Annotated in this window: 13 protein-coding genes; 10 read left to right on the top strand and 3 right to left on the bottom strand. The window is 65.0% G+C overall.

Going from position 1 to position 13,480, the window contains the following annotated elements; genetic code table 11:
* Positions 1–43: 43 nt before the first annotated feature.
* Positions 44–526, bottom strand: coding sequence for a cupin domain-containing protein (locus XH81_RS27225; RefSeq protein ID WP_028143081.1), 483 nt, complete (start codon positions 524–526; stop codon positions 44–46).
* A 237-nt stretch (positions 527–763) separates the two neighbouring features.
* On the opposite strand from XH81_RS27225, the gene XH81_RS27220 reads away from it, so the two are divergent.
* Positions 764–1,048, top strand: a complete 285-nt coding sequence (locus tag XH81_RS27220) for a hypothetical protein (protein WP_028143080.1) — start codon at positions 764–766, stop codon at positions 1,046–1,048.
* Between the two features lie 82 nt (positions 1,049–1,130).
* Positions 1,131–1,847 carry a peroxiredoxin-like family protein gene (locus XH81_RS27215; protein WP_028143079.1) on the top strand — a complete coding sequence of 239 codons (717 nt, stop codon included), beginning with the start codon at positions 1,131–1,133 and terminating at the stop codon, positions 1,845–1,847.
* Positions 1,848–1,875: 28 nt separating this feature from the next.
* Here the strand turns inward: XH81_RS27215 and XH81_RS27210 are convergent, their stop codons facing one another.
* Positions 1,876–2,757: a LysR family transcriptional regulator gene (locus tag XH81_RS27210; protein ID WP_028143078.1), complete on the bottom strand. Its 882-nt coding sequence runs from the start codon at positions 2,755–2,757 to the stop codon at positions 1,876–1,878.
* 201 nt (positions 2,758–2,958) lie between these two features.
* Here XH81_RS27210 and XH81_RS27205 point away from each other — a divergent pair, with 201 nt between their 5' ends.
* The gene (locus XH81_RS27205) at positions 2,959–4,095 is read left to right on the top strand and encodes a DUF3734 domain-containing protein (RefSeq protein WP_028143077.1); all 1,137 of its coding nucleotides are present in this window, start codon (positions 2,959–2,961) and stop codon (positions 4,093–4,095) included.
* A 91-nt stretch (positions 4,096–4,186) separates the two neighbouring features.
* Complete coding sequence (locus XH81_RS27200; protein WP_028143076.1) at positions 4,187–5,137, top strand: oxygenase MpaB family protein; 951 nt, start codon at positions 4,187–4,189, stop codon at positions 5,135–5,137.
* Between the two features lie 65 nt (positions 5,138–5,202).
* Here XH81_RS27200 and glgA read toward each other — a convergent pair whose 3' ends face one another.
* Positions 5,203–6,618 carry a glycogen synthase GlgA gene (glgA, locus tag XH81_RS27195; protein WP_038971841.1) on the bottom strand — a complete coding sequence of 472 codons (1,416 nt, stop codon included), beginning with the start codon at positions 6,616–6,618 and terminating at the stop codon, positions 5,203–5,205.
* Between the two features lie 192 nt (positions 6,619–6,810).
* On the opposite strand from glgA, the gene XH81_RS27190 reads away from it, so the two are divergent.
* From XH81_RS27190 to XH81_RS27165, 6 genes are all read left to right on the top strand, one after another.
* Entirely contained in the window at positions 6,811–8,007 is a 1,197-nt protein-coding gene (locus XH81_RS27190) for a CaiB/BaiF CoA transferase family protein (RefSeq protein ID WP_028143074.1), read from the top strand.
* A 131-nt stretch (positions 8,008–8,138) separates the two neighbouring features.
* A complete protein-coding gene (locus XH81_RS27185) occupies positions 8,139–9,683 on the top strand; it encodes an ABC transporter substrate-binding protein (protein WP_028143073.1) in 1,545 nt (514 codons plus the stop codon).
* A 7-nt stretch (positions 9,684–9,690) separates the two neighbouring features.
* A complete protein-coding gene (locus tag XH81_RS27180) occupies positions 9,691–10,641 on the top strand; it encodes an ABC transporter permease (RefSeq protein WP_028143072.1) in 951 nt (316 codons plus the stop codon).
* Positions 10,628–11,500: an ABC transporter permease gene (locus XH81_RS27175; RefSeq protein WP_097668994.1), complete on the top strand. Its 873-nt coding sequence runs from the start codon at positions 10,628–10,630 to the stop codon at positions 11,498–11,500. Before XH81_RS27180 ends, XH81_RS27175 begins: the two co-directional genes overlap by 14 nt.
* A complete protein-coding gene (locus tag XH81_RS27170) occupies positions 11,497–12,489 on the top strand; it encodes an ABC transporter ATP-binding protein (protein ID WP_028143070.1) in 993 nt (330 codons plus the stop codon). Before XH81_RS27175 ends, XH81_RS27170 begins: the two co-directional genes overlap by 4 nt.
* Positions 12,486–13,457 (top strand): ABC transporter ATP-binding protein, encoded by a 972-nt coding sequence (locus XH81_RS27165; RefSeq protein WP_028143069.1) that lies wholly within the window; start codon positions 12,486–12,488, stop codon positions 13,455–13,457. The genes XH81_RS27170 and XH81_RS27165 overlap by 4 nt, the downstream gene beginning before the upstream one ends.
* The last annotated feature ends 23 nt before the right edge of the window (positions 13,458–13,480 follow it).

Below are 13,480 nucleotides of genomic sequence, written 5' to 3'. Positions count from 1 at the left end.
GGCGCCTCATCCATAACGGTGCGCTGGGGCTGGAATGCGCTCGTTACATGTGGCGATCGTTGGGATCCTTGCGGATGTCGCCGACATAGAGAATGACGGTCTCCTTGCCGAGGTTCTTCCACCAATGCGAGGTGCCGTACACCTCCGGGCGGATGTCGCCGGCCCTGTGCACGATCGGGTCGACACAGTTGGAGACGTATTCGACGATTTCGCCCTGCTGCACGAAGATCAACGCGGGGCGGTCGTCATGGCTGTGCCAGGGCACGATGCCGCCGGGCTCGATCGTGAGCTTGCGGAAGCGCAGCTCGCGGCCCTCGATATGCGCCGGCTGCTTGCCGAGATCGATCGCCCCGAGCGTGACGTCGATAACGCCGACGGGTTTGTGATCGACCATCTGCTGGGCGTTCGGCTTGATCTTACCGGCCGGGCACTCGCCGGCAACGACCGGCTGCGCCGAGAGTGCGAGCGCGCCGGCAATGGCAAGGCCTGGCCAGATCGGACGCGACAGGGCGTGGCTCCTAGACATGGAAGGGTCTCCTGCGTTGGCCGCGACCCCGCTGGTCGGCGGCTATGACGGGAGCTTCATCGAGATCGCGTCGATCCTGAAATGCCGGCTTGCTCTCGATGCGATAGCGCGGTGCTATGTTGATGCGCGGCGGCTATCGATCCGATTGGGCAACGGCATTTCCGCTTCCGGCGTATCCGGCGTCCGATGGCACGGCGCCCGATTGGCGGGCGTTCACGTCAATTCGGAGGAGCACTCATGCCGAAATTGTCCAAGACCCTGATTACCACCGCCGCGTTTGCGGTCATCGCCACCTCGGCCTTCTCGGAGGCCGCCTGGGACTTCAAGGCCGGCATGGCCTATGTCTATGGCGGCCCCGGCAAGATGTCGGCGATGGCCATGGGTCCGGCCGAGAAGAACCACGAGGCGATGATGAAGAACGCCAAGAAGGTGCCCGACAACACCGTCTTCTTCATGCGCAACGGATCGCTGTACTCCGCCTCGGGACGGCTCGATCCGACCGGCAATTTCTACGTGAACTGAGCCGGCCTGGCATCGCGGCCGCCCCTTGCGGGCGGCCGAACCGGGAAACTAATATTCGCTGAAGGGAATGCCGGAGCAGAAGATGACATCTCTCTCGCCAGCCGATGCCGAACAGCTCAGGCTTGCTTTCCAGCGCTGCCGCGACATGGACGGCACGCTGAACGAACAGCTCCGCGCCTATGCCGATGCCAGCCGTGCGGTCTTTCCGGCCTATGGCGAGGCCGTTGATCGCCTGGTGGCGAGATTGGGCGGGAACGGCGGTGGCGAGACCGCGCCTCACCCGGGCGATGCGATGCCGGCGTTCATGCTGCCGGACGAGGCCGGGCGTCTCGTCACGCTGCCTTCGCTGCTGCAGCGCGGCCCGCTCGCCGTGATGTTCTTCCGCGGCCATTGGTGTCCCTATTGCCGGCTCAATGTCCGTGCCGTGGTCCAGGCGTTCGATCGCATCGAGGCCATGGGTGCGCAGATTGTTGCGGTCGTGCCGGAGACGCTGGAATTTACCCGCCAGCTCAAGGCTGAATCCGGCGCGCCGTTTCCGGTCCTGACCGATCTCGACAACGGCTATGCGCTGTCGCTCAATCTCGCGATCTGGCTCGGTGCCGAGATCCAGCGCCTGTTGTCCTATCAGGACATGGCGAAATTCCACGGCAATGATGGCTGGATGCTGCCGATCCCGGCCGTGTTCGTGGTCGGCCGCGACGGCATCGTGAAGGCCCGCTTCGTCGATCCCGATTTCCGCAAACGCATGGAGATCGACGATCTGCTCGCCGCGCTGGAGAGCGCGGGCAGGGAGAACTAGGTTCTCCCCTTATCGAAGACCGTTCTCGCTACCCCGCGATCTCGCGCCAGTCGGCGCCGCGCAGCATGCGCATCACGGCGCTGGCGACCGCCGTGCGCTGCCGGCCGGCCACGCCGTAAAGGCTGACGGTGCGGCGGGCGTCAAGGCCGGCGACGGCGGCACGCGTCAGTGTCTGCGGCAGGGGCGAGGTGTGCGGCATCATGGCGACGCCGATGTCGGCCTCGACCAGCTCGATCAGGTCGCGCTCGCTCGAAATCTCGTGGCCATGCTCGATGCCGTGCTCGCGCAGGCTCGCGGAGATGCGGCGCGAATGCTCGCAGAACGTCCGGCTCAACAGTTGCTCCGAGCGCAGATCGTCCAGTTCGATGCTGCTGCGGCCGGCCAGCCGATGTCCGTCGCCAAAGACGAGCTCGAAGCTCTCGGTGAACAGCGGCCAGGCGTCGAGCCGTTCCCAGGCCTCATCGATCTCGGCGGCGATGCCGAGCTCGGCTTCACCTTTCTTCAAGAACTCGCCGACCTCGCGGCTCGTCCCGCGCAGGAAGCGGAATTCGAGCTGGTTGAATTGCCGCCTGATCTCGTTGAGATGCGGAATGAGCAGCGCTAGGTCGATCGAATGCGTCAAGGCAACGCGCAACGCGCCGACCTCTCCGCTTTTGAACGAGGAGGCGAGCGAGCGCGCGCCGGCGGCAGCGTCAAAACACTGCTTCAGGAGCGGATGCATGCGCTGGCCGAGCTCGGTCAATTGCGCCGCCGGCCGCTCGCGGCGGAACAGGTCGCCGCCAAGCTCGGCCTCGAGTTGCTTGATCGCGCGTGTCAGCGAGGGCTGTGTAACGTTGCACTCCTCGGCCGCGCGCGTGAAATTGAGCAGCTGCGCCACCGCGAGGAAATAGCGGACCTGGTGCATTTCCATGGATCGGCTCCCAGCGAAATCGACCTCAAATCTAGCCGATCGGAACCAGAAATGACATCCCACGCGCGATAGCACGGACGTATGGACTTGGAAGCCAACTGGCATTTCAAAAGATCCCGCCATCTCTTAAAATGATCGCGGGTAACAATGCCGCCGCGTGCGACGAAAATTCGGCCGGTGCAGGCTCACCAGGAGCGAACCATGAACGGCATGAAGGGCAAAGGTGCGGATATCCCGGGTCAGGTCGTGCTGGTGCTTCAGGGCGGCGGTGCGCTTGGCTCCTATCAGGCGGGTGTCTACCAGGCGCTGCACGAGGCCGGCATCGAGCCGGACTGGGTCATCGGCACCTCGATCGGCGCCATCAATGCGAGCCTGATTGCCGGCAACGTGCCGGAGCAACGGCTTGCGCGCCTGAAGGAATTCTGGAAGCGGATGGAGCAGGCCCCGGTCTGGACCCTGGGCGGCGCCTTTCCCGACTTCAACGAGAGGCTCGCTTATTGGTCGACGGTCACCGGCGGCATTCGCGGCTTCTTCCGGCCCAATCCACTGGCGCATGCGGGCGATTCCTATCCGCTCGGTGCCGACAACGCGGGCTATTATTCGACCGCGCCGCTGGAGAAGACGCTGAGCGAGCTCGTCGATTTCGATCTCGCCAATCGCTGCGCGCCGCGCCTGACGGTCGGTGCGGCTCATGTCGGCACCAGTGAAATGCGCTATTTCGACAGCCGCGACAGTGAACTGACGGTGAAGCACATAATGGCGTCGGGCGCGCTGCCGCCGGCTTTCCCGGCGGTGCGCATCGACGGCGAGCTCTATTGGGACGGCGGCATCCTGTCGAACACGCCGACGGAAGCGGTGTTCGACGACAATCCGCGCAGGGATTCGCTGATCTTCTCCGTGCATTTGTGGAATCCCGTCGGACCCGAGCCGAACACGATCGCGGAGGTGCTGAACCGGCACAAGGACGTGCAATATTCCAGCCGCATTTCGAGCCAGATTGCGCGCCAGCAGCAGGCCCATCGCCTGCGCCATGTCATCAACCAGCTCGCGGCACGGCTTCCGGAGAGCGAGCGCAGCGATCCCGCGGTGAGAGAGTTGACGAGCTATGGCTGTCCGACCCGCATGCATGTGGTACGGCTGCTGGCGCCGCAGCTTGAGCGCGAGACCCATACCAAGGATATCGACTTCAGTCCGTCGGGGATCACACGGCGTTGGCACGCTGGTTACGCTCACACGCGATCGGTCCTGGCACGCAAGCCCTGGATCGGCGAATTCGATCCGCTCGCCGGGGTGGTGCTGCACGAGCATATGGAGGAGATGCCGATTGCGGCGGAGTGAGGGCTTTACGCGTGATTGTCTTGCGCAGTGGCGATTTCCCGAGGGCTAGGTCTGGGCTATTGTTGCCCCGTGTTCGTCGCGAGGCTTGCAATTGGTCGCTGAGAAAGATCTGGAGGCAACGCTCGATCTGGTCCGCGCCAACGCGGCGGGGCCGGTAGCGGGCGTGTTCGGTCCTGATACGCTGACCTGGCGGATCGACCGGGAGGCGGTCATCTTTCTCGGTGCCGGCCGCGCGTTGTTGCTGCAACTGGCGTATCCCTGGGTCGCCGCCGCCATCGCCGAGCATTCGAAAACCCTGGCCGATCCGATTGGCCGCTTCCATCGCACCTTCGACATCGTCTTTGCCATGGTGTTCGGCTCGCTCGACCGTGCCTTGCTGTCCTCCCGGCAGCTGCACCGACGACACAGCATGATCGTCGGAGAGATGCCGGAGACGGTCGGTCCCTTTGCGGCAGGCTCGCGCTACTGCGCCAACGATATCCCCTCGCTGCGTTGGGTCCATGCGACGCTGGTCGAGACGGCGCTGATGGCGCACGAGCTGGTTCTGCCGCCATTCTCCGTGGAGGAGCGCGAGCGCTACTGGAGCGAGAGTCGGACGTTCGGTGCATTGTTCGGATTGACGGCGGATGATCTGCCCGCGGACTGGTCGGGCTTTACGTCCTACACCGCGGCGATGGTGCAGACGGACACGCTGACCGTGAGCCCGGCGGCGCGCGAGATCGCGGCGCAGATTTTTAGCGGCGCGCGTCCGTGGTTGCGGCCGCCACGATGGTATCGCTCGCTCACGGCGAGCCTGCTGCCGGAACGCTTGCGCGCCGGCTTCGGGTTCGAGCTCGGCGAGCGGGAGCTCAGATCGGCCGACAACGCGCTGCGATGGATCCGGCGCATCTATCCGACATTGCCGGATCGGCTGCGCTATGTCGGGCCCTACCAGGAAGCGCAGGCGCGGCTGCGGGGCGAGCCGCAGCCCGACTGGATGACGCGCTGCCTCAACAGGGCGTGGATCGGGCGGCCGCAAATGGATGTGCGCGGAAAGGGGTAAAGGCCCGATCTCTCGGATTGCTTCGCTGCGCTCGCAACGGCGGAGAACAGAGATACGCCTCTGCCTCACACCGAAGCCAGCTTCCGGTAGAGCGCGCTGTAGGTCCCCGCCGAGATGCTCCAGGAGAAGGACCGTCCCATGGCGCTGCGGCGCATGGTGTCGAGCTGGTCTTGCGCCATGAAGGCCGAGAAGGCGCGGCGGACGCCGCCAAGGAAGGACTCGCGCGAGGGCCTCGAGAAGAGGAAGCCGGTCTCACCGTCGGTGATGGTTTCGGCAAGGCCGCCGGTCTGGTGACCGATTGGCAGCGAGCCGAAGCGCTGGGCGTACATCTGGCTGAGCCCGCACGGCTCGAAGCGCGACGGCATCAGGGTGAAATCGCTGCCCGCAAAGATGCGGCGGGCCTGGGCATCGTTGAAGCCGATCACAACTCCGATCGCGTCGGGGCGGCGGCGATGCGCGTCGATCAAGGCCTGCTCCAGCGCCGGCTCGCCGGAGCCGGTGACCACGATCTGTCCGCCGGCATCGACGATCTCGTCGGCCGCCGACAGCACGAGATCGATGCCCTTCTGGTGCACGAGACGCGCGACGATGCCGAACATCGGGCCGCGCGAGACCGCTAAGCCAAACTGCTTGCGGACGTAGTCCGCATTGGCCCTCTTGCCGACCCAGTCGCCGGCGCCGAACTGCTGGGCGAGCTGGGCGCAGGAGCGCGGGTCCCAGCTCTCGTCGATGCCGTTGAGGATGCCGGTGAGCTCGGACGCGTCCGAGCGCAGGCGGAGCAGGCCCTCCAGGCCGCAGCCGAATTCGGCCGTGGTGATCTCGCGCGCATAGGTGCCGCTGACGGTGGTGAGGTGCGAGGCGTAGACGAGGCCCGCCTTGAGGAAGGACAGCTGGTCGTAGAACTCGACACCGTCGATGTGGAAAGAGCTCTCCGGTGCGCCGATCCGCCGCAGCGAGTCCTTCGGAAAGAGGCCCTGATAGGCAAGATTGTGAATGGTCAGGATCGACGGTAGCTTGGAGCCGCGCCAGGCGAGATAGGCCGGCACGAGCGAGGCCTGCCAGTCATTGGCATGGATCAGGTCAGCTGCCCAATTCTTGTCCAGCTTGCCCATGGCCAGCTCAGCGGCGGCAGAGGCAAAGCGCGCGAAGCGGATGTCATTGTCGGGCCAGTCGCGCCCGGACTCGTCGCCATAGGGGTTACCGGGCCGGTCGTAAAGTTGCGAGCACAACAGCACGTAGACCGGCAGGCCGTCCTTGGTCGCTGCCCGTCCGAGCGAGCAGGCCGGCATCTCTGCAAAGGCCGGGCTGCGGCCAACGATCTGAATATGGGTGAGTTGCTCGATGATGTCGCGATAGCCGGGCAGCATGATCCGGATATCGGTAAAGGAGCGAAGGGCGCGGGGCAGCGCAGCGGACACGGCTCCAAGGCCGCCGACGCGGACGAAGTCGTCCATCTCCGTGGTGACGAACAAGACCCTCAAGAACAGCTGCCCTCTGTCGATCCCGTTCGCTACTATGCAAGAACGGGTCCAGTTGTCCGGGAATTCTTAAAGCCCACCCACGCGGCGTGTCGGTTCGGTAAACACTTTCCTACTCGGCCGCCGCCCTCTAGGGTCGCCGCATCAACAACAGAGAACTTCGAGAGTTCCTAAGACCCAAGGACGTGAGCAGGCATGCAGCTAGCAGATAAGCATGAGGGGACGACGACAAAAGCCTTCGCCGGGCTGAGGGTCCTGGATTTTTCCACCACCATCGCCGGTCCTCACTGCGCGCGGATGCTTGCCGACATGGGCGCTGAGGTCATCAAGATCGAGACCGACGGCGGGGAGACCATGCGGACCCGGCCGCCGCTGCGCAAGGGGTGCAGCACCGCGTTCGGCCAGCTCAATGTCGGCAAGAAGAGCGTCGTGCTCGACCTCAAGTCCGAGGACGGCAAGGAGGCGGTGCGCCGGCTGGCCGCGGCATCAGACATCCTGGTCGAGAACTTTCGCCCCGGCGTGATGCATCGGCTGCGGCTCGACTACGACAGGCTGCGCACCGTCAACCCGAAGCTGATCTATTGCTCGATCTCGGGCTACGGCCAGACCGGCCCCTCGGCCGAGCTGCCGGCCTATGCGCCGGTGATCCATGCCGCCTCCGGCTATGATATGGCCCATCTGGCCTACCAGCCCGGCCGCAATCGCCCTGATTATTGCGGCATCTATCACGCCGACGTCGTCACCGGCACCTACGGCTTCGGGGCGATCGCGTCCGCACTCTATCAGCGGACCGTGACCGGCCTTGGCCAGCACATCGACGTGTCGATGCTGGAATCGATGCTGTCACTGACGCTGACCGAATTGCAGAGCGCACAATTTGCCGTGAAGCCACCGCCGCGCCCGATGTTCGGCCCGACCGAGACGGCAAGCGGCTATGTCATGATCACGGTCGCCAGCGAGAAGACGTTCCAGGGATTGATGGGCGTGATCGGTCACCCCGAATGGATCTCCGATCCGCGCTTTGCGACCTATGCCGCGCGCCGCGAGAATTGGGCCGAGGTGATGGACGGCGTCGAGGCCTGGTCGCGGCAGTTCACGACCGATGCGTGTCTCGCAGCGCTAGGGGCTGCCGGCGTGCCGGCTTCGGCCTATCGCACCGTGTCCGAGGCGCTGGCCGATCCGCAAATTGCGCACCGGCAGGCGCTCTCCGAGGTGCGGGACGAGGGCGGCTCCTTTCAGGTGCTCAACCTGCCATTCCGGATGTCGGGTGCCGATACCACGCCGGCCAAGACGATGGCCGTGCTCGGCGAGCATACGGATGCGCTGCGCGAAGAGATCAGCCTCGCCGATGATGCATCAATTCCGACAGGCAAAACTGCCGCGACAGGCTGAGCACCATTACGCCGCACGTGCGGCGTGTGATCTGTCACGCGTTCCTCTTGCCGTGGCGAGCTTTTGTCGCCAATCTCGTCCCCAGTCATTCGACGATCCGAAACATCGGACGAGGGATCCCGGGAGGAACCATGACGAACATTGCTGCCGCGGCGCGCAAGCACGCGCCGATTTTCCTTGTTGCGGCATTTGCCCTCCTTCCGCTGGCCGGGCCGGTGCAAGCGCAGAAGCCGGGCGGCAGCATCACCGTCGGCCAGGAGCTGGAGATTGCGGGCTTCGATCCGCTCAAGGTCGGCGTCTACGACACCTCGACCTTCACCGCGGCCGCAGCGATCTTTGATACGCTGACCACGCTCGACGACAAGGGCGAAGCCGCGCCGAAGCTCGCGATGTCCTGGACCCATTCCGACGATTACAAGAGCTGGACCTTCAAGCTGCGCCAGGGCGTGACATTCCACGACGGCACGCCGTTCAATGCGCAGGCCTTCAAGGAGAATTTTGACCGGCAGAAGGACCCGGCCAACAAATGCCGCTGCGCCTTCTACATCACCAACGTCAAGGAAGTGCTGGCGCCGGACGAAACCACCGTTGTCTTCAATCTGACCGATCCCTCGGTGAACTGGCCGGCGGTGATCACAATCCAGAGCTCCAACAACGTCATTCATTCGCCGACCGCGTGGAAGACCAAGGGTGACGACTACAATCGCAATCCCGTCGGCACTGGTCCCTACATCCTGAAATCATGGACCGCAGGCGACCGGATGGTGCTGGAGAAAAACCCCAACTACTGGGACAAGGGCCGTCCCTATCTCGACCGCATCATCTTAAAGCCGCTGCCCGATGCGCAGTCGCGCTTCGCCTCGCTGCAATCGGGCGAGGCCGACATCATCTGGGACGACGAGAACGACGCCGACAACATCATGAAGGCGCAGAAGGACTCCAAGCTCACGGTGCACACCTACAAGGGCTCGGGCGCGCAGGTCTACGCCTTCAACACCAAGGTCGCGCCGTTCGACGATGTCCGCGTGCGTCAGGCGCTGGTGATGGCGCTCGACCGCCCGAAAATGTCGCAGGCGATCAGCAACGGCCTGAGCCGGCCCGCGACCAATCCCTATGGCGATGGCTCCTGGGTCAAATGCAAGGATGACGGCGCGCTGCCGTTCGATGTCGAGAAGGCCAAGGCGCTGATCAAGGATTACGGCAAGCCGGTCGAGTTCAAGATGCTGGTGACCGCAACCCCGCGCGGCCGCATGATCGGCCAGGTGCTTCAGCAATTCTGGAAGCGCGCCGGCGCCAGCATGGAGATCGAGCAGGTCGATCAGGCGACCATTCCGTCACGCGCCTTCACCCGCCAGTTCCAGATGACGCCGTGGCGCATCGTCGATCTCGCCGATCCCGACCCGCAGATGTACGCGAATTTCCGCAGCGGCAGCCCGCTGGCATTGGCCGGATACTCAAACCCGGAGCTCGACAAGCTGCTGGACCACGCGCGCGTCACCGCCGACCTCGGCCAACGCACCGAGGATTACTGCGCCATCAGCCGCCTGATCAACAAGGAGGCAATCTGGTTCTGGACCTTCCAGAACACTTATTACGCGCTGTCGAGCGCCAAGCTGAAAGGCTTCCCCAAGATCTACAACGGCGTGATCGACGTTTCGACGACCTGGCTGGAATGATGGCGCGATGCTGAACTTCGTCGTTCGGCGGCTGCTTGGCATGCTGCCGGTGTTGTTCGCCGTGTCGCTGTTGACCTTCCTGATCGCCTCGCTGCTGCCGGGCGATCTCGCTCTCGTCATCCTCGGCGATCAGGCGACGCCGGAGAATGTTGCGGCGCTGCGCCGTGACATGGGGCTCGATCAGCCGCTGTGGTGGCGTTACCTGAGCTGGCTCGGTCACGTCCTGCAGGGCGATCTCGGCCGCTCGTTCCGCACCGGGCAGACGGTGTTGCAGGCGGTCGCCGAGCGCATTCCGGTCTCGCTCCAACTGATGCTGATGGCCGAGTTCATCGGACTGTTGATCGGCGTCCCGGTTGCGATCGCCTGTGCCGCGCGTGCCGGCGGCGCGTTCGACCGTTTCATGACCGGCAGCGCGTTCGCGATGCTGTCGATGCCGTCGTTCCTGGTGGCGATCCTGCTGATCTATCTGTTCGCGGTCGAGCTGCACTGGCTGCCGGCGACGGGCTATGTGCCGTTCACCGAGGCGCCGCTGGCGAATTTACGCTTCTTCGTGCTGCCGGCACTGACGCTGGCGCTGGCGGAATGGCCGGGAATCATGCGCGTGCTGCGCTCCGACATGATCGCGACCTTGCAGGAGGATTATATCGCGCTCGCCAAGGCCAAGGGTCTCAAGCCCGCGCGTATCCTGTTCGTGCATGCGCTCAAGCCCTCGTCGCTGACGCTGGTGACGGTCACAGGCATCAATATCGGCCGCCTGCTCGGCGGCACCCTGATCGTGGAATCGATCTTTGCGCTGCCCGGCATCGGCCGGCTGCTGGTCGGGGCGATCTACACCCGCGACCTCGTCATCCTCCAGGGCGTCGTGCTGCTGGTTGCCTGCGGCTTCGTCATCGTGAATTTCATCGTCGACATGCTCTACGCCGTGCTCGACCCCAGGATCCGCCATGGCCACGCTTGAGCTCTCGATGCAGGACGAGGCGGCGCCCGTGCCGGTCGGCCGCAAGCGCAGGCTCGGCCTGCTGTTCTGGATCGCGAGCGCCTGGCTCGCGATCATCCTTGCGCTCGCGATCCTTGCGCCGGTGCTGCCGCTGCAGAACCCCGTAGACATGGACATGCTGGAGCGCCGCGCGGCATTCTCCACCGAGCACTGGCTCGGCACCGACGGGCTCGGCCGCGACGAGCTCGCCCGCCTGATTTTTGGCGCGCGCGTGTCGTTGACCGTCGGGCTGATCGCGCCGATGATCGGCCTTACGCTCGGCGGCGCGCTCGGCCTGCTCGCCGGTTATTTCCGCGGCCGGTTCGAGACGCTGGTGGTCGGCAGCATGGACGTGCTGCTCGCCTTTCCGCCGCTGATCTTCGCGCTCGCGGTGACGGCTTATCTCGGTCAGTCCGTCCCCAACCTCACCCTGATCCTCGGCGTGCTCGGCGTTCCCGCCTTCATGCGTGTGGCGCGGGCCGCGACGCTGACGCTGGCGCGGCGGGAATTCGTGATCGCGGCCGAGGCGTTAGGTGCCAGCCATGCGCGCATCCTGCTGCGCGAGCTATTGCCGAACGTGATCCTGCCGCTGCTGGCCTTCTTCCTGCTCGGCGTTGCCGTCACCATCGTGGTCGAGGGGGCGCTGTCCTTCCTCGGTCTCGGCGTTCCGCCGCCGATGGCGAGCTGGGGCAGCATGATCGGCGAAGGGCGCGACAGCCTCGACGTCGCGCCGCGGCTGGCGTTCCTGCCGGCGACCGGATTGTTTCTCACCGTGCTGGCCTTCAATCTGGTCGGCGATACCTTGCGGGCGCTGACCGACCCGCGTCAGGGGGCGCTGTGAGCGCTCCGCTCTTGATCATCGAGGACGTTGCAGTCGAGCTACCGACGCCGCGCGGTAATCTGCGCGCCGTGGATCATGTCGACCTGTCGCTGGAGGCGGGCTGCACGCTCGGCATCGTCGGCGAGTCCGGCTGCGGCAAGACCATGCTCTCGCGCGCGGTGCTTCAGCTGCTACCGAAAAAAGCAAAGCTCACGGGCCGCGTGATGTTCGACGGCCAGGATCTGGTGCGGCTCGATGCGGAACCCTTGCGTCGCTTGCGCGGGCGCGATCTCGCAGTCGTGTTTCAGGACCCCATGACCTCGCTAAACCCGGTGCTGACCATCGGCACGCAGCTGATGGAGACGATCCAGGAGCATCTCGAGCTCGATGCCCCCGCAGCACGGAAGCGCAGCATCGAGCTGCTGGCGGCTGTCGGAATCCCGGCGCCTGAGCAGCGGCTCGCGCAATATCCGCATCAATGTTCCGGCGGCATGCGCCAGCGCATCGCGATTGCGATCGCGTTGTCCTGCGAACCGAAGCTGCTGATCGCGGACGAGCCGACCACCGCGCTCGACGTCACCATCCAGGCACAGATCCTCGATCTGCTCGCGCGCGAGCAGCGCCGCCGCCACATGGCGATGATCATCATCACCCACGATCTCGGCGTGGTCGCGGGCCGTGCCGACGAGGTCGCCGTGATGTATGCGGGCAGGGTGGTGGAGCGCGCCCCGACCCAGGCGCTGTTCAAGCGCATGCACATGCCCTACACGGAAGCGTTGCTGGCGGCGATCCCGAAGCTGGAGACCGCGCCCCATACCCCGCTGCCCGCGATCTCCGGCCGTCCGCCCGATCCGACACGACCGCTAAAGGGCTGCTCCTTCGCGCCTCGCTGCCGCTATGCCGCTAGCCGTTGTCATGAGGCCAAGCCCGACCTGAAGAGCGCCGAGATGCCCGATCATCTCTATGCCTGCTTCCACCCGATCCAGATGGCGGAGGGAGTTGGCGCATGATGCAGCTTGCCGCGCGCGCTGAGCCGCTGCTGAACGTCGACAATCTCGTCGTCGAATATGGTCTCGGCAACAAGACGGTGCATGCGGTGTCCGGTGTCAGCCTTGCGGTCGCGCGCGGCGAGACGTTGGGGCTGGTCGGAGAATCCGGCTGCGGCAAGTCGACGCTGGGGCGCGCGGTGCTGCAATTGCGACGTGCCAAATCCGGCCGGGTGTTGTTCGACGGCGAAGATCTCACCGCAATGGAGGGCGAGGCGTTGCGCAAGATGCGCCGCCGCGTGCAGTTGATCTTCCAGGATCCGATCGCCTCGCTCAATCCGCGCCGTCGCATCGGCGACATCGTGGCCGAGCCGCTCATCATTGCCGGCGTCAAGGATGCCGCCGAGCGCAAGCGCAGGGTTCACGAGGTGCTCAGCGCGGTCGGGCTCGATCCTGATCTCGTCGCGGGCCGCCTGCCGCATGAATTCTCCGGCGGGCAGTGCCAGCGCATCTGTATCGCGCGGTCGCTCGTCCTCAATCCGGAATTCATCGTCTGCGACGAACCGGTCTCGGCGCTGGACGTCTCGATCCGCGCACAGATCCTCAATTTGCTGGAGGAGATGAAAGCACGCTTCGGCCTGACGCTGTTGTTCATCGCGCATGATCTCGCAGTGGTCAAAGCGGTCAGCGACCGCGTCGCGGTGATGTATCTCGGCCGGCTCTGCGAGGTCGGTCCGTCGGAGCAATTGTTCGCAAATCCTGCGCATCCCTATACCGGGCTCTTGTTGCAGGCGATCCCGGTGCCCGATCCGGATGTGCGTCCCGCCGAGAGTGTGGCGGCGGGTGAGCCACCATCGCCGATTGCGCCGCCGTCCGGCTGCCGCTTCCGCACCCGCTGCCCACGCGCCGATAAGCGATGCAGCGCGGAGATACCGGAGTTGCGCGAAATCGGGCCTCGCCAGTTCGCGGCTTGCCATCATCCGCTGACCTGAACTAAGACCGGTTTGTCTCGCCT

The sequence above is a fragment of the Bradyrhizobium sp. CCBAU 25360 genome (genome assembly GCF_028128695.1).
GTDB lineage: Bacteria > Pseudomonadota > Alphaproteobacteria > Rhizobiales > Xanthobacteraceae > Bradyrhizobium > Bradyrhizobium ottawaense.
The sequence above is the reverse complement of the archived record's forward strand: the minus strand, read 5'-3'. Positions and strand labels throughout refer to the sequence as shown.

Coding starts and splice junctions, on each gene's coding strand:
- XH81_RS27210 (WP_028143078.1), bottom strand. CDS start 2,757: ATGGAAATGCACCAGGTCCGCTATTTCCTCGCGGTGGCGCAGCTGCTC.
- XH81_RS27175 (WP_097668994.1), top strand. CDS start 10,628: ATGGCCACGCTTGAGCTCTCGATGCAGGACGAGGCGGCGCCCGTGCCG.
- XH81_RS27220 (WP_028143080.1), top strand. CDS start 764: ATGCCGAAATTGTCCAAGACCCTGATTACCACCGCCGCGTTTGCGGTC.
- XH81_RS27190 (WP_028143074.1), top strand. CDS start 6,811: ATGCAGCTAGCAGATAAGCATGAGGGGACGACGACAAAAGCCTTCGCC.
- XH81_RS27165 (WP_028143069.1), top strand. CDS start 12,486: ATGATGCAGCTTGCCGCGCGCGCTGAGCCGCTGCTGAACGTCGACAAT.
- XH81_RS27205 (WP_028143077.1), top strand. CDS start 2,959: ATGAACGGCATGAAGGGCAAAGGTGCGGATATCCCGGGTCAGGTCGTG.
- XH81_RS27185 (WP_028143073.1), top strand. CDS start 8,139: ATGACGAACATTGCTGCCGCGGCGCGCAAGCACGCGCCGATTTTCCTT.
- XH81_RS27225 (WP_028143081.1), bottom strand. CDS start 526: ATGTCTAGGAGCCACGCCCTGTCGCGTCCGATCTGGCCAGGCCTTGCC.
- XH81_RS27180 (WP_028143072.1), top strand. CDS start 9,691: ATGCTGAACTTCGTCGTTCGGCGGCTGCTTGGCATGCTGCCGGTGTTG.
- XH81_RS27215 (WP_028143079.1), top strand. CDS start 1,131: ATGACATCTCTCTCGCCAGCCGATGCCGAACAGCTCAGGCTTGCTTTC.